Genomic DNA, 15,167 nt, shown 5'->3' on the forward strand with positions numbered 1-15,167 from the left:
GACCGAGGGGCCGTGAGCACCGCTCACGGCCCCTCGTCGCGTCTCAGATCCCCGCGTAGCAGTACGAGTCCGAGGACGCGTCGCCGCCCTGGAGGCGCACCTGGTGCGCCCGGCGACCCCGGAATTCGTCGCCGTGCACGAAGAAGTCCCGGTCGACGGTCAGCCCGCCGCGCTGCGGGTCGGTGGTGAGCTTGGCCAGCCACGCGCCCACGCCGTCCGGGTAGAACTGGTCGTCCCAGGCGCCGTAGAGCGAGTTGGTCAGGTATATCCGCTGCCCGTCGCGGCTGACCTCCACCATCTGCGGGCCGCCCGCCAGCGGCCGGTCCGGTGCCGAGGGGTGCGGTGCCCGGTCGACGATGCCGCCGAGCCGGACCGAACCGACCTCGCGCGGGTGCGCCGGATCGCTGACGTCGTACTGCTTGAGCTCGCCCGTCCCCCAGCACGAGACGTAGAGGAACCGGTCGTCGACCGAGAGGTTGATGTCGGTGACCAGCGGCGGGACCGCGCCGAAGGGCTGCAGCGCGGGCGGCAGCTGCTCGGTCCCGGCGGGTTCGGCCGGGATCGTGATGACCTTCTCCACCTGCCACCGCTCGCCGTCGCGGAACCAGCGCCACACCGAGGCCGACAGGTCCGCGGTGCTGACCACGACCCCGGCGAACCCCCAGGTCGCGCCCGGGTCGTGGGACGGCCGCAGCTCCAGCACCATCTGGTGCTCCGAGCCGAGGTCGACGCGCTGCACGTGCCTGCCCTCGGCCAGGTCCCAGAAGTGCAGCGCGTGCCCGTACTGCTGGCCCAGCAGCAGTTCGGGCACCAGACCGTCCTCGATCATCGACGGGGTGCCCCACTCGCTGGTGATCAGCGTGTTCTGGTTGAGGTGCCACCAGGCGTCGTAGGCCAGGTGCTGCGGGCCGCGATCGGTCTCCCACGCCCGCACGACCTCGAAGGTGTCGTGGTCGAGGACCGCGATCCCTCCCGGTCCCCCGTCGCCGTCGGCGGCGCCGAGGCACGACAGGTAGATGCCGTCGGGCCCGCAGTGCAGGGTGTGCGGCCGCGAGTACCCGGCGCGGGCGGCGAGCTCGTCGGCGTCCACGGTGCGCACCAGGTGCGGCTGCGTCGGGTCCGGGTGGGTGTCGTAGACGTGGATGTTCGACGACCGCAGGCCCGGCAGCAGCAGGTAGCGGCGTTGCAGGCCGTCGGTGTGGTGCCCGGCGTGCGCGAACGCGCTGCTGCAGGCGTTCCAGCCGAAGTGGTGGAGCTCGTCGCCGCGGGTGGGCAGGTCCGCCCAGCCCACGACCTGCCCGTACCCGTCGGCGTCGGGGTCGGTGCCGATGACGGCCAGCGCGTCGGGCTTCTCGGCGGCGCGGTCGAAGGTCACGACGTAGGCCAGCGACTCGGGCGGTGCGGCGATCGCCTCGGCCGGACTGCGGTAGAACGTCGGATCCACCGTGGGTGTGCTCATCTCGTCCTCCATCGGGAGATGGCGTTCGGTCCACCCCGAATCGTCCCGCACCTCACCCCTCGGCGAGCGGTGTCCGCATCGCGGGACCGGCCGCTAGAGGTGCGCGCAGCGCAGCGACGGGTCGAGCCGGTAGGTGATGTCCAGGACGGCGTTCTGGCCGCTCAACCAGGACATCTCCGCTCCCGGGTGCGCGGTGTGCACGATGACCAGGTCCCACCGCCGCGACTCGGCGGCGTCATCGGCTCGCAACGTGGTGTCACCCAACCGGACGGACGGCACGAACGGGTCCGCGTAGGCCACCCGGACCCCCTCCGCGGCCAGGTCCGCCATCACCTCCAGCGCCGGGGACTCCCGCACGTCGGCGACCCCGGGCTCGTAGGCGACGCCCAGGACGAGCACGTCGGAGCCGGCGAAGGGCTTGCCCCGGTCGGCCAGCAGGTGCCGGGCGCGTTCGACGACCCGGTGCGGGCGGGCCGCGATCGACCCCATCGCGGCGTTCATCAGCGGCGCCGGGAACCGCTGCGCGCGCAACTGCCACAGCAGGGAGTGCGCGTCGCAGGGGATGCCGCGGCCGGGCCCCGGCTGGAACGGCACGAACCCGTGGGGCTTGGTCGCCGCCGCCTCGATGACCTCGATCGGATCGACCCCGAAGGCGCGGCAGCCGTCGGCGAACTCGTTGATCATCGCCATGTTGACCGCCCGGAAGCTGTTCTGCAGCAGCTCGGTCATCTCCGCGGCCTCCGGTGAGGTGACGGCGTGCACGCCCGGTGCGCCGCGGGCGATCACCGCCTCGGCCCGGCGACCGCACTCCTCGGTCACCCCGCCGATCACGCGCGGGGTCGCGTACCGCTCGGGCCCGTTCACGCCGGGATCGACGTGCTCCGGGCTGAACGCGACGTGCACCTGCTCGCCGACGGTCCAGCCGTTGCGGTGGCGCAGCGGTTCGGCGACCAGGTCGCGAGTGCAACCGACGTACGTGGTGGAGGTGAGCACGATCGACTGCCCTTCGACGGCGTTGGCCACCACCGAGGCGCACGCCGCGGTCAGTTCGCGCATGTCCGGCACCAAGCGGCTGTCCACCGGCATGGGCACCGCGATCACCACGGACTCCGCGTCGCTGATCGCCGCGAGGTCGGAGGTCAACTCCATCCGGCCGTCAGCGAGCGCGCGCTCGACTCGCGCGCGGTCGGGGGTGGACGGCTCGGCGTCGCGCACCAGCAGCCTGCTCTCATCGACGTTCACACCGGTCACCGCGACTCCGGATTCCACGAGGGACAGCGCGGTCCGCATACCGACTTCACCCGAACCCACGACCACCGCGTGGACCGACCCCGGCTCCTGCATGATTCCGATCGCTGAACTCGACCGCGTCGCAGTCATATTCGCTTCACCCATGATCGCGGAACCTTCTCGTCTTGTGCATCGGTCGCTGAGAACGCACTGCTGTCAGAACGTTTCGCTGAGTAACCGGGCCGGAACCGGGCGGTTCCCCCGGTGCTTCGCGCAACCCCGATGACCGCCGATGCGTGGGACCGGGCCGATCCGACCTGCAGAGAAGAGTGCACCAACGTGGTGCCACAAACCAGGGAACAAAGGCCTGATAAGGGACTTCCTCCCCGCTGCCGCGAGAAGCGGGGAGGGCACAATCGGGAAAACGAGTCCGTGATCGGACCCGCACGAGGAGGCCCCATGGATCAGCAAAAGTGGGACCGTCACGACATCGCCGACTACTTGGGAATCCGGGTCGGATCGGTGAACGCTTGGCTCTCCCGGCACAGGATCAGTCCGATCGCGCGGCGACCCGCCGGTCGCGGCGCGCTGGCGAACCTCTACGACGCCGAGGAGATCAAACGCGTTCGGAAAGCCGGTCGCGAGCAGCGGCAGTGAGCCGCACCTGATCACCTCCGGCCCGGTCGTGGCCGCAAACGGACGTACGGCGTCGACTTCGCCCTGAACGGCCCGAGTCGCGCACGAGGAATCGCCCACCCCCGGAAAGAAGAGAATCATTTCGTTCCACTTCCGGGATTTCAGAACCGGAGCGGATTCCTCCGAAGCGGGCGGTGCGTTCGGCGCTGCCCGTGCCCTGAATTTCGTCCGCCACGGGGCCGATGAACCTCGCGATGCCGGGGATCATCCTCTGCCGCAGCACCTTTCCCTCGCACGCTCCCCCGTGCCGCGCGCCGATCCGGCATTCACTCACCGCATTCTTCCGGTCACGTGGTGTGGCGGGGACTTTTGACACTAGGACGACGCAACAACCTGTTCCACCTTCGGTAGCGCTATCACAACCTTTCAGCCGAGAACTGAAATGCGTTGCAGCGCCTACTCGAACGGGGGCGGGGATGAGTCATCAACACACGCGGTTGGCCGTGGTCGGGTACGGGTACTGGGGCGCCAAGCACGCACGCGTGTTGAGCAGCGTTCCGGGGGTCGACCTCGTCGTGGTCGACAACGATCCGGGCCGACGGGAGGAGGCCCGGTGGGGTTGTCCCAACGCCGACCTCACAGGAGATCTCGCCGCAGCGCTCGACTTCGTCGAAGGTGTCGTGGTCGCCACTCCACCCAGGACGCACGGTGAGATCGCGCATCGCGCACTGCGCGCGGGCAAACCCGTGCTGGTCGAGAAACCGCTGGCGACGTCCACATCGGTGGCGAGGTCACTCGTCGACACGGCGGCCGAGCACGGTGTCCCGCTGATGGTCGGCCACACCTTCGAGTACAACGCGGCGGTGTGGAAGCTGCGGGAGATGATCCACTCGGGCGAGCTCGGACGCGTCCTCTACATCGACACGGCCCGGCTCAACCTCGGGATCTACCAGAACGACGTCGACGTGATCTGGGACCTGGCCCCGCACGATCTGTCGATCATCTCGTTCCTCATGGGGGAACGGCCCGGTTCGGTCGCGGCCTGGGCGCACCGCAGCGTCGGCGCGCGTCATGCCGACGTCGCGTACCTGCGCCTGCAGCTCGAGCAGTCACTCATCCCGGCCTTCGTGCACGTGAGCTGGCTGGACCCGCAGAAGGTCCGGCGCGTGACCGTCGTCGGAGACCGGAAGATGGCCGTCTACAACGACCTGCTCGACGAGGACCGGATCCGGATCTACGACATCGGCGTGGATTCCACCGATCAGGGCGAGCCGGTGGACACGCCGGCGATGCCGGTCACCTACCGCACGGGCGACATCGTGTCGCCGCACGTCGTGTTCCGGGAGCCGCTCCTGGTTCAGGACACCCACTTCATCGACTGCGTCCGCACCGGTGAGCGGCCGTCCACGCCAGGAGAGAGCGGGCTCGACGTGGTCCGGGTGCTCAGCGCCTCCGACGCGGCCCGTAAGAGCGGCCACGAGGTCGCGGTTCGCGAGGAGCACGGCCTCCTCGACGGCCGGCAGGTCCTGCTCGCGCGCGCCCAACTCGGTGGGACACCGTCATGAACGAGCCGATTCCCTTCCTGGACGTCGTCGGCGTCAACTCCGACGTGCGCGAGGAGCTCGACATCGCGTGGAAAGCCGTTCTGCAGCACGGGCGTTTCGTGGGCGGACCGGAGGTCGGGATGTTCGAGGAGCAGTTCGCGAGCTACTGCGAGACCTCCGAGTGCGTCGGGGTCGGCAACGGGACCGACGCGCTGGAACTGATCCTGACCGCGCTGTCGATCGGCGCCGGTGACGAGGTGATCGTCCCGGCCAACACGTTCGCCGCCACGGCCGAGGCGGTCTGCTCGGCAGGCGCCCGACCGAGGTTCGTGGACGTCGATCCCAGCACGCTGCTCATCGATCCCGATGCGGCGGGCGCGGCGGTGAACTCGCGGACGGCGGCGATCGTCGGGGTGCACCTCTTCGGCCAGATGATCGACGTGCCCCGGGTCGCGGCCGTGGCCCGACGGCACTCGCTCGCGCTGCTCGAAGATGCCGCACAAGCGCACGGTGCCCGGTACGCCGGCCAGCGGGCGGGAAGCGTCGGCACAGCAGCGGCCTTCAGCTTCTACCCGGGCAAGAACCTCGGGGCACTCGGGGACGCGGGAGCCGTCGTCACGCACGACCGTTCGGTCGCCGACCGAGTGCGCAGGCTCGCGAACCACGGCTGCGCACCGGGCAACCGTCACGTGCACCGCGAACGCGGCCGCAACAGCCGCCTCGACAGCATCCAGGCGGCAGCCCTGTCGGCCAAGCTCCCGATGCTGGACGACGACAACCGGCGACGCTCGGCGTTGATGGAGGCCTACGCGGCGCTGCTGCCCGCCTCCTGCGCCCCGGTCGCCGTATCACCCGAGGCGCAGTCCGCGCACCACCTGGCCGTGGTGCGGACCGCGCAGCGGGAGCGGGCGGTGTCCGCACTGGACTCCGCGGGGATCGGTTGGGGCGTGCACTACCCCGTTCCCTGCCACCTGCAGCCCGCTTTCTCCGCGTTTCGCGAGCAGTTGCCGACGGTCGAGAAGGCCGCCGAGCAGATCCTGTCCCTGCCGATCTCGCCGACGTTGGGCCAAGCCGACGTCGCACGAATCTGTGAAGCATTGCGAGGTGTCACCTCATGACCAGCACCGGATCCGATCGAGGACAGCCGCGGATCGAACCGGACGGGAACGCGAACAACTCGTCCGTCGAACGCTGGCATCGTTACGAGCCCTGGGAGGCGGATCGCGCGCGGGTACCGACCCGGGACCGGGACACCGCCGCGCACACCCTCTTTCGCGCGATCTCCCCACGTCGCCTGTTCGCGTTGATCCTGGCGATAGTGATGTTCGGGGCGGCCGCCGGGTTCGGCGGCGCCCTGCTGTGGCCGAAGGAGTACGCGGCCCGGGCGGACATCCTGTACGAGATCAGCACGGAGAAGCCGACGGGCTTCCTGCGCGAGGACCGGAGCCTGACCACCCAACTGGTCACCCTCCGAAGCAGGCAGGTGCTCGGCCCGGTCGCCGTCGCCAACGGTGTCCCCGTCGAGAGCATCGAGAAGCAGGTCACCATCTCACTGCTGGACAGCAGCGAGATCATCCAGGTGGAAGCCCGAGCGGGAGACCGCGACACCGCGCAGAACCTCACCCGCGACATCGTCGACCGCTATCAGCAGGTCGTGCGCACCCAGGACGGCAGCCAGGCGTCGGGCTACCTGAACACGCAGCTGAGCCAGGTGCAGGGCGGACTCGCCAAGGCCCGCACGGACCTGGAATCCCAGCGGGCCCAACAGGCTTACAGCGGGATCGGGACCGCGAAGCTGGCCGCGGCCGAGGCCCAGGTGCAGGACCTGAGCGATCGGGAGCAGAACCTGCGGCGGCAGCTCGACGAGATCACGGTCGCGCAGATGGACGCGCCCCGCACCGAGATCGTCGTCCCGCCGTACGGCGTGCCCGACCCGGTGAGCCCACGACCCGTTTTCGCCGCCGTCTCCGGTGCGCTCGCGGCCTTCGTCGTCGCGCTGCTGACGGTCGCGGTCATCGTTCACCGGCGCACGCGGACGAGCGGGGCCGAGTGATGTTGCGCTCCCGCCCGCTCGGGCCCTTCGTCACCACGGCTGCACGTCGTTCCGCCGTCGTCGCGGGATGGACGCTGATCAGCCGGGTGACGGGGCTGGGCCGCGTGGTCGTGATCGGGGCCGTGCTCGGGCCGACCTTCTTCGCGAACACGTTCGTCGCCACCAACGTCGTTCCCAACATCGTCTTCTCGGCGGTGGCGGGACAGGCGCTCGGGCTCGTGGTCGTGCCGGCCGTCGTCAGCGCGTCCTCGCGCGGGCGGCGCGGGCATGCCGCGGAACTGCTCGGCGGTGTGGGAGCGTGCCTGCTCACGGCGGCCGGAGCGGTGACCGCGCTCCTGCTCCTGGCCTCCCCCCTGCTGGCGTGGTCGCTGACCTTCGGCATCGCCGACCCCGTCGTCGCGGGACAGGCACAGGGCATCGCGGTGCTGCTGATCCTCCTGGTCAGCCCGCAGGTCGTGCTGTACACCATGGCCGCTCTGGGCGCTGCCGCCCAGCAGTCCCGAGAGCGGTTCGTCCTCGCGGCGGCCGCGCCGGCGGTGGAGAACGTCGTCCTGATCGCGATCGTCGTCATCGCCGGCGCCACGTGGGGTACCGGTCAGGAGGCCGGTGGAATCCCGCTCGGTTTCCTCCTGACGCTCGGGGTGGGCAGCACCGCCGCGGTCGCCGTCCACACCGGACTGCAGCTGTACGGTGCCGCGCGCTGCGGTCTGGCGGTCCGGCCGTTCCGGAAGTGGTGGCGCGACCCCGCCACGATGCGGGTCGCGCGGCGGCTCCGCGGTTCGCTCGCGGTACCCGCCTCCCCGATGATCGGGATGTACGCGCTGCTCATCATCGCGGCGACCGTTCCCGGCGGCGTGGTCGTCGTCCAGCTCGCGTACGCCCTCTTCCAGTTCCCGCTCGCGCTGGGGGCGCGTGCCGTCTCGATCGCCGTGCTGCCCGAGATGTCGGGCAGCTACGAACGCGACGACCGCGCCGCCTTCGCCGCCTCGTGGCGTCAAGCGCTGACCTACGCCACCGTGACCGGCGTCCCCGCGGCGGTGCTGCTGCTGGTGCTCGGTGATCCCGTGGCCCGCGTGCTCGCCAACGGCGAGATGCGGTCGCCCGACGTGATCGCCCGGTTCGCCGCGTGCATCACCGTCGTCGCGGTGGCGCAGCTCGCGGCCGGGCTGCACCAGATCGGACGCCAGGGGTTGTTCGCGCGCATCGATGTCGCCGGACCGAGGAACGCGAGCCTGGCTCTGTTGCTCGTGACGGTGACGGTCGCCGCGTCGGCGCTGGTGGTCGCGCCCGGAACGGGACGCCTGGTCATCCTGTGCGTCGCGTTGCTGCTCGGGGAGCTCGCGGGAGCGGTGATCACGCTCGTTCGGCTGTGGCGCGCCATCCGGCCCGAGAGGTTCGCCGATCCGGCGCACATCGGGGTCTCGGTGATAGCCGCGGCGGCGATGCTGCCCGTCGTCGGGGCCGGCTGGTGGCTGCTGAACACCAGCGAACTCGGCACCGTCGCCGAGTTCGGCGTGCTCGTCGCGTGCGGACTGCTGTCCTTGGCCGCTTTCACCGGAGCCGCCCGCTTCAGGCTGCTCCGCATGTCGGGAGGTGCGACATGATCTCGTTGGTCCGCGACGGAACACCGCGAGCGGGCGTTCGCGGAGACCGTCGGCTGGTCGTGTTGGCCGTCGTCGCGGCGGTCGTGCTCGGGGCGTTGTCGATCGTGGGCGGGTTGCTCGTGTTCGCGACGCTCGTGATCGTCGGGCTGTTCGCCGCCTGCGCCTACCGCCCGGTGTTCGCCCCCTACCTCTACCTCGTCACGTTGCCGTTCCTGGCCGGGATCGAACGCGGCGCGCTGGTGCCGATCGCGCGCCCGAACGAAGCCCTGCTGGCCGTGCTGCTGGCGGGCGCTTGCGCCGGCGGACTCGTGAGGTACCTGCGCGGTGACGCCGTGCGGCTGCGGCTGCGTCCGCTGGACGTGCCGCTGGGCTGCCTGGTGCTGCTGGCCACGGTGTGGCCGCTCGCCTCCATGATGCTGCGCGGGCAGACGCCGCTGGGCTCGGACCTGTCGGCCGTCCTGCCGATGTGCAAGCTCGCGGCGCTGTTCCTGCTGGTGCGCATGACCGTGCGAACCGACGCGCAGCTGCTGCGATGCACCCGTCTGATCATCTGGCCGGGTGTCGTCGTCGCCGTGGTGGCGATCCTGCAGACGCTCAACGTCGGTCCCGTGCTGGACCTGCTCGCCGGGTGGTGGGCCACCGACAACGGCGGGCTCTCGTCGCGGGGCACGACGACGCTCGGTTCGTCGATCGCCACCGGTGACTACATCATCATCTGCCTGAGCCTGGTGATCTGCTGCTCGCTGCGCGGTCTGCTCGCCAAGCGGGAAGCGCTCGTCGCCGGCTTCGTCCTCGGAGCGGGAGTGCTGGCGGCCGGGCAGTTCTCCACGTGGATCGCGGCCGCGGTCGCGGGGTTGGTGATCCTGCGCCGGTACCCGCAGCTGCGGCGGCGCGCCGTGAAGTTCCTGCCGGTGGTGGGGGTCGCCGTGCTGGTCGGCGCGCCCGCGTTCCTCGGCCGGATGTCGGACTTCTCGGAGGGCTTCACCGTGCCCCGCAGCTGGTTGGGGCGCTGGGACAACATCACCCACTTCTACCTGCCCCGGCTCGACGACTTCGGCTTCGTGCTCGGCGTCTCCCCGGACTCGGTGCTCCCCGCTCCGGAGACCTGGCGCGATCTGATCTACCTCGAGAGCGGGTACCTGCAGCTGCTGTGGGTGGGCGGTCTGCCGCTCCTCGCGGCGTTCATCTGGCTCTCGGTGGCGGTTCTGACCACGACGTCGCGGTTGCGGACGCGCCTGGACACCACCGGCGCGTTCGCGGCGACCCTGGAGATCGCGTGGTGGGTCGTCCTGGTGCTCTCGATCATCGACATCCACCTGGTGCTGCGGGGGTCCGGCGACCTCCTCTTCGTGCTCCTCGCGGTGGTTTCGGGGAGGTGCACCCGTGAACGCTCATGACCTGCCCGCCCGACGGCGATTCGACCCACCTCAGTGGACCGACGTGATCCTCGCGAGCCTGGCGCTGGCGGTGCTCGCACTACCGATGCTCGTCATCGGCGCGCTCGTGAGGCTGACGAGCCCCGGCCCCGCCCTGCTGCGACAGCGCCGCGTCGGCCTCGCGGGTGAAGCGTTCACCCTCTACAAGTTCCGCACCATGCGCCTCGGCGGCAGCGACGCCGCGCACCGGGAGCTCATCGCTCGCGAGCTGCGCGGTGAGGACACCTCGATCGACGGGAGCTGCAAGCTCGACGCCGATCCGAGGATCACCCGCTTCGGATCGTGGCTGCGCAGGACCAGCCTGGACGAGCTCCCCCAGCTGATCAACGTGATCCGCGGGGAGATGGCGCTGGTCGGCCCGCGGCCCTGCCTGGAGTGGGAAGCGGAGATGTTCCCCGCGACCTACGCGGCGCGGTTCACCGTCCGGCCCGGCTTGACCGGGCTCTGGCAGGTCAGCGGGAGGAGCACGATGGGGACCCTCCAGATGTTGCAGCTGGACCTCACCTACGTCCGGCAGCGCGGCTTCTGGAGCGACCTCGTGATCCTCGCCCGAACGGTGCCTTCGGTGCTGCGCGGGGGTGGTTCGCGATGACCACGCTGTTCGTGGCGACGACCGGAGGTCACCTCGCCCAGCTGGACAAGCTGGCGCAACGCGTTCCTCCCGACGGCACCGCGCTGTGGGTGACCCCCGATTCCACGCAGGGCCGGTCCTTGCTGACCGACCGGGATGCCGAGTTCACCCACGTCGTCCCGGGCCGCAGCGTGTCGGGTGTGCTGCGGTGCCTGCCGATCGCCCACCGGATCTGGCGGAACCGGGAGGTGACGCGGGCCATCTCAACGGGTTCCGGAATCGCGCTGGGATTCCTCCCGTACCTGGCGGCGCGCGGCGTCGAGTGCCACTACGTCGAGAGCGCGGCCAGGGTCACCAGCCCCTCGCTCACCGGGCGGATCATGCGGTGGGTGCCCGGTGTGCGCTGCTACACCCAGCACCCCGGGTGGGCCTCGCGCCACTGGCACTACGGGGGCAGCCAGTTCGACTGCTACGCACCGGTACCGGCGCACCGCGATCGCCGCGGTCCGATCCGGGTCCTGGTCACCGTGGGGACGTCGAACTTCCCGTTCAGGCGCATGCTCGACCAGCTCGTGCGGCTGCTCGGGCCGCAGGGCGAGCTGAGCAACACCACGGGATCGACCGTGGAAGTGCTGTGGCAAACGGGTTCCACACCGGTCGACGGGTTGCCGATCGACGGGGTCCGGTACCTGTCGGGCCCCGATCTGGAGCGCGCCCTGTCGGTGGCGGACATCGTGATCAGCCATGCCGGCACCGGGTCGGCGATGGCGGCGTTCGAGGCGGGGCTGAAGCCCGTCCTCGTCACCCGCTTGCACGAGTACGGCGAAGCCAGCGACGACCACCAGGGTCAGCTGGCCGAGGAGCTGCGGCGGCGTGGTTTGGCGTCGTACCGACGGGACGGGGCGGTCGGCGTCGCCGAGCTGACCGCGAGCATGTCCTGGTCGGTTCGGCGCGTCGACGAACCGAGCCCGTTCAGCCTCCTCCCGCGGAACGAGAGGAGTGGTCGGCGATGACGCTCACTGCGGGCGAGGTCGTGCGGGTCGACCCGCGCCGGGACGACCGATGGCGGGAGCTGGCGCTCAGCGCGTCCGGCGGACCGTTCGTGTCCCCGCCGTGGATCCGAGCGCTGTGCGCGACCTACGGATTCACCCCGACGGCCAGGATCGCGCTCGACGCCGGGGGCGAACCGGTCGCCGGGTTGGCCTGGGTCCCGGTGTCGGACGCCCGGGGACGGCGGGTGTGCAGCCTCCCGTTCTCCGACTGGGCAGATCCGATCATGCCGGACGCGGCGACCTGGAACGCGCTGACCGCCGACGTGCTCGCCCCGGGTGAGCGCTTCAGCGTGCGGTGTTCGAAGGGCTCGGTTCCCTTCGAGGACGCACGCCTCGAGGTGGTCGACGAGTCGGTCCGGCAAGGCTGTCGCCTCGACGTGCCCGTGCCGGAGCTGTACGAGCGCATCGGGTCCGCCGCCCGGCGCAGCATCACCAGGTCCGAGCGGCGGGGCGTGCGGATCGAGATCGACACCGGTCTGGACGGGGTGCGGCGGTTCCACCGGCTGCAGGTGGCGCTGCGCAAGGTCAAGTTCCGGATGCTGGCGCAGCCGGTCGAGTTCTTCGAGCGGATCTGGGAGGCGTTCGCCCCGGAGCAGGGCGTGACGACGATGCTGGCGTACCCGCCCGGGGCCGCGGAACCGGTGGCGGGTGTGGTGTTCCTGCGGTGGAACGGCGCGCTGTACGCCAAGTTCATGGCGTCGTTGCCCGGTTCCCTCGATGACAGGCCGAACGACGCGCTGTACTGGGCGGGAATCCGCTGGGCGGCGCAGCAGGGGCTGCGGGCGGTCGACTGGGGCATCAGCGGACTCGACCAGCCCGGCCTGCAGCGGTTCAAGCGCAAGTACTCCACGCACGAGTCGCGGGTCGTGACGCTGCGCTCCCGAGGGGAGGAGCCCTCCCCCGCGGAGGTCGAGGTCGGGTCGACCTTGAACGCGATCACGCTGCTGCTCACCGAGGACTCCGTCCCGGACGAGGTCACGGCGCGCGCCGGCGCCGAGCTGTACCACTACTTCTGCTAGGAGCGGCGACATGTCGTGCGATCACCGACGCTGCCTCACCCGGGCGCTGCCGCCCGCGTCAGAAGCGCTGGTTCCCCTCGAGGCGCAGGCCCGGCCGGGAGCTCTCGTCCACCTCGACCATCGGGTAGTCACCGCGGAACCGGTTGCCGACGACCGTCGCGGACGTCGAATCGTCCGCGATGTACACGCCGTTGACCAGGTCCGGGCCCGAGATCTCGTTGTCCTGCACCGTGATCTCGGGGAACCACCGGACGAGCACGGCCTGCGACCCGTTGACGGCGCAGGTGTTGCCGACGAACCGCACCGAGCGGGAGCGGCCGATGGCGCCGGTCTGCCCGGCCTCCTCCGCCGTGGCGATCAGGCACTGGTGATCAACGTTGAGGCAGCTGTTCCCGGAGATCTCCACGTCGACCGTCGGCGGGCTGCTGTTGTCGTAGGTCTGGAAGCAGTCGGTGTGCGGCGGTTCGGGGTAACCGTCGTCGGAGATGTCGTGAACCTTGTTGGCGCTGATCCGATGTCCGGTGCCGAAGAACCGGATCCCGTCGGCGTCGTTCGACTCCCGCATCACCGAACCGCTCACGTCGTTGCGCAGCAACGAGATCCGCTCGCCCTCGATCCTGATCCCGGTGCCGTCCGCCTCGCGCACGACGTTGTCCTCGATCTCCGCGTCGGTGCACTCGCAGCCGATGCCGTCGTCGTGCGCGCGCAGCACTTCGTTCCCCCGCGCGGTGATGCCCGTCCCGGTGAGCGCCAGTCCGTCGCCGTCGGCGGTGGTGAAGCCGTCGACGACCACGTGGTCGGCGTCCACCGAGACCGAACCCACGGTGGTGTCCCGACCGACCAGCACGATCGGTTGTTCCGGAGTCCCCGAGGCCGACGCCTCCAAGTCGGCGCCGCGGAGGCCGTCGCCCGAGAAGCACAGCGTCTGACCGGGTGCGGCCTGATCGAGCAGAGCGCGGGCCTGCTCCTGGTCGGTCGCGGTGCGCGTGCAGGTGACGGGGGGCGGGTCTCGCGGAGGCTCGGCCGCCGCGGCCGGACCTCGCTCCGGCCGGGACGGTGCCTCGGGCTCGCCCCCACCACCGGTGCACGCGCCGGCGAGCAGCGCCGTCGTCGTCCCCACGACCGCGATCAACATCTTGACGCTCATGGTTTCCCTCCCCGCCCGAAACCCGAGCGGTCGTTCTCCGAGGTTAGAGCCCGGCCCCGATTCATGCAGCGACGGCGGAACCGCCCGTCGCGATCGGAGCCCGGCACCGAGTCGCATCGCAGAGGAGATGGGTGAGATGCCAGACCAATCGATCGGACGGCTCGCGGTGGTGGGCCAGGGCTACGTGGGATTGCCGGTCGCCATGCGGGCGGTGGAGATCGGTTTCGAGGTCGTCGGTTTCGACCTCGACAAGGACAGGGTGGAGTTGCTGAGGCGAGCCAGCACCTTCGTCGACGACGTGAGCGACGCCCAGATCGAACTCGCGCTCTCGTCCGGCCGGTACGTCGCCACCGGCGACCCGGAGGAGCTGGCCGGGTTCGACGTCGCGGTCGTCTGCGTGCCGACCCCGCTGCGGGACGGGGCCCCGGACGTCGGCTGCATCGAGGAGGCCGGGCGGATGATCGCGCAGCACATCTCGCCCGGCTGCTGCGTCGTGCTGGAGTCCACCACCTACCCGGGGACCACCGAGGACGTGCTGGTCCCGATCCTCGAAGCCGGTTCCGGACTGCGCGCGGGCAGCGACTTCCACGTCGGTTACAGCCCGGAACGCATCGACCCGAGCAACCGGACGTGGCACTTCGAGAACACGCCGAAGATCGTCTCGGGCATCGATGCCGAGTCGCTCCGGGTCGTGCGGGAGTTCTACGACTCGCTGGTCGACCGCACGTTCGCGGTCCCCGGGACGCGGGAGGCCGAGCTCGCCAAGCTGCTGGAGAACACGTTCCGGCACGTCAACATCGGGCTGATCAACGAGCTCGCGGTCTACACGCACGGGCTGGGTGTCGATGTGTGGTCGGTGATCGACGCCGCCGCGACGAAGCCGTTCGGGTTCATGCGCTTCGAGCCCGGTCCCGGTGTCGGCGGCCACTGCCTGCCCATCGATCCGTCGTACCTGTCGTGGCAGGTGAAGCGGTCGCTCGGGCAGGCGTTCCGGTTCGTCGACCTCGCCAACGCCGTCAACGACCACATGCCCGAGCACGTCGTCACCCGGGCGGTCGAATGCCTCAACGCTCGCCGCAAGGCGGTCAACGGCAGCCGGGTGCTGCTCATCGGCTTGGCCTACAAGTCGAACTCCGGGGACGCGCGCAACTCCCCGGCGGTCGCCGTGGCCCGGCTCCTCGACAAGCTCGGCGCCCGGCTCTCCGCGATCGACCCGCTCGTCGACCCGGCCGCGGTGCCCACATACGTGGAGATGGTGGACTGCGAGCAGGAACACCTCGACGGTGCGGACCTGGTGATCGTGCTGACCGATCACGACGTCATCAACTGGGACCTGGTCGCTCAGCGCAGCGACTGCGTGTTGGACACCCGCAACCGGCTGCGGGCCGGGAACGCGGAAAGGCTGTGACGGACGCC

Annotated in this window: 13 protein-coding genes; 10 read left to right on the forward strand and 3 right to left on the reverse strand. The window is 70.5% G+C overall.

All coding sequences use genetic code 11. From position 1 onward, the window contains the following. Positions 1–43: 43 nt before the first annotated feature. Together REH65_RS03750 and REH65_RS03755 are read right to left on the reverse strand one after the other, a co-directional pair. The gene (locus REH65_RS03750; protein ID WP_406691289.1) at positions 44–1,459 is read right to left on the reverse strand and encodes a selenium-binding protein SBP56-related protein; all 1,416 of its coding nucleotides are present in this window, start codon (positions 1,457–1,459) and stop codon (positions 44–46) included. Between the two features lie 93 nt (positions 1,460–1,552). After that, a complete protein-coding gene (locus tag REH65_RS03755) occupies positions 1,553–2,839 on the reverse strand; it encodes a nucleotide sugar dehydrogenase (protein WP_406693075.1) in 1,287 nt (428 codons plus the stop codon). A 309-nt stretch (positions 2,840–3,148) separates the two neighbouring features. Between REH65_RS03755 and REH65_RS03760 the strand changes: the two genes are divergently transcribed. The 9 genes from REH65_RS03760 to REH65_RS03800 all read left to right on the forward strand — a co-directional run bounded on the left by REH65_RS03760 (position 3,149) and on the right by REH65_RS03800 (position 12,604). Further along, positions 3,149–3,346, forward strand: coding sequence for a hypothetical protein (locus REH65_RS03760; RefSeq protein ID WP_281455939.1), 198 nt, complete (start codon positions 3,149–3,151; stop codon positions 3,344–3,346). Positions 3,347–3,801: 455 nt separating this feature from the next. Next, the gene (locus REH65_RS03765; RefSeq protein WP_406691290.1) at positions 3,802–4,890 is read left to right on the forward strand and encodes a Gfo/Idh/MocA family protein; all 1,089 of its coding nucleotides are present in this window, start codon (positions 3,802–3,804) and stop codon (positions 4,888–4,890) included. Continuing rightward, a complete protein-coding gene (locus REH65_RS03770) occupies positions 4,887–5,987 on the forward strand; it encodes a DegT/DnrJ/EryC1/StrS family aminotransferase (RefSeq protein ID WP_406691291.1) in 1,101 nt (366 codons plus the stop codon). The genes REH65_RS03765 and REH65_RS03770 overlap by 4 nt, the downstream gene beginning before the upstream one ends. Further along, positions 5,984–6,922: a hypothetical protein gene (locus REH65_RS03775; RefSeq protein WP_406691292.1), complete on the forward strand. Its 939-nt coding sequence runs from the start codon at positions 5,984–5,986 to the stop codon at positions 6,920–6,922. The genes REH65_RS03770 and REH65_RS03775 overlap by 4 nt, the downstream gene beginning before the upstream one ends. Continuing rightward, the gene (murJ, locus tag REH65_RS03780) at positions 6,922–8,526 is read left to right on the forward strand and encodes a murein biosynthesis integral membrane protein MurJ (protein ID WP_406691293.1); all 1,605 of its coding nucleotides are present in this window, start codon (positions 6,922–6,924) and stop codon (positions 8,524–8,526) included. Before REH65_RS03775 ends, murJ begins: the two co-directional genes overlap by 1 nt. Continuing rightward, positions 8,523–9,923, forward strand: coding sequence for a hypothetical protein (locus REH65_RS03785; protein WP_406691294.1), 1,401 nt, complete (start codon positions 8,523–8,525; stop codon positions 9,921–9,923). The genes murJ and REH65_RS03785 overlap by 4 nt, the downstream gene beginning before the upstream one ends. Next, positions 9,910–10,554 (forward strand): sugar transferase, encoded by a 645-nt coding sequence (locus REH65_RS03790; protein ID WP_406691295.1) that lies wholly within the window; start codon positions 9,910–9,912, stop codon positions 10,552–10,554. Before REH65_RS03785 ends, REH65_RS03790 begins: the two co-directional genes overlap by 14 nt. After that, positions 10,551–11,546: a glycosyltransferase gene (locus REH65_RS03795; protein ID WP_406691296.1), complete on the forward strand. Its 996-nt coding sequence runs from the start codon at positions 10,551–10,553 to the stop codon at positions 11,544–11,546. Before REH65_RS03790 ends, REH65_RS03795 begins: the two co-directional genes overlap by 4 nt. Then, positions 11,543–12,604, forward strand: coding sequence for a GNAT family N-acetyltransferase (locus REH65_RS03800; RefSeq protein WP_406691297.1), 1,062 nt, complete (start codon positions 11,543–11,545; stop codon positions 12,602–12,604). The genes REH65_RS03795 and REH65_RS03800 overlap by 4 nt, the downstream gene beginning before the upstream one ends. A gap of 58 nt (positions 12,605–12,662) precedes the next feature. Here REH65_RS03800 and REH65_RS03805 read toward each other — a convergent pair whose 3' ends face one another. Further along, a complete protein-coding gene (locus REH65_RS03805; RefSeq protein ID WP_406691298.1) occupies positions 12,663–13,751 on the reverse strand; it encodes a hypothetical protein in 1,089 nt (362 codons plus the stop codon). A gap of 136 nt (positions 13,752–13,887) precedes the next feature. Here REH65_RS03805 and REH65_RS03810 point away from each other — a divergent pair, with 136 nt between their 5' ends. Beyond that, entirely contained in the window at positions 13,888–15,159 is a 1,272-nt protein-coding gene (locus REH65_RS03810; protein WP_406691299.1) for a nucleotide sugar dehydrogenase, read from the forward strand. The last annotated feature ends 8 nt before the right edge of the window (positions 15,160–15,167 follow it).

Source organism: Saccharopolyspora sp. ID03-671 (assembly GCF_045278815.1).
In the GTDB taxonomy this organism is placed as follows: Bacteria; Actinomycetota; Actinomycetes; order Mycobacteriales; family Pseudonocardiaceae; genus Saccharopolyspora; species Saccharopolyspora ipomoeae.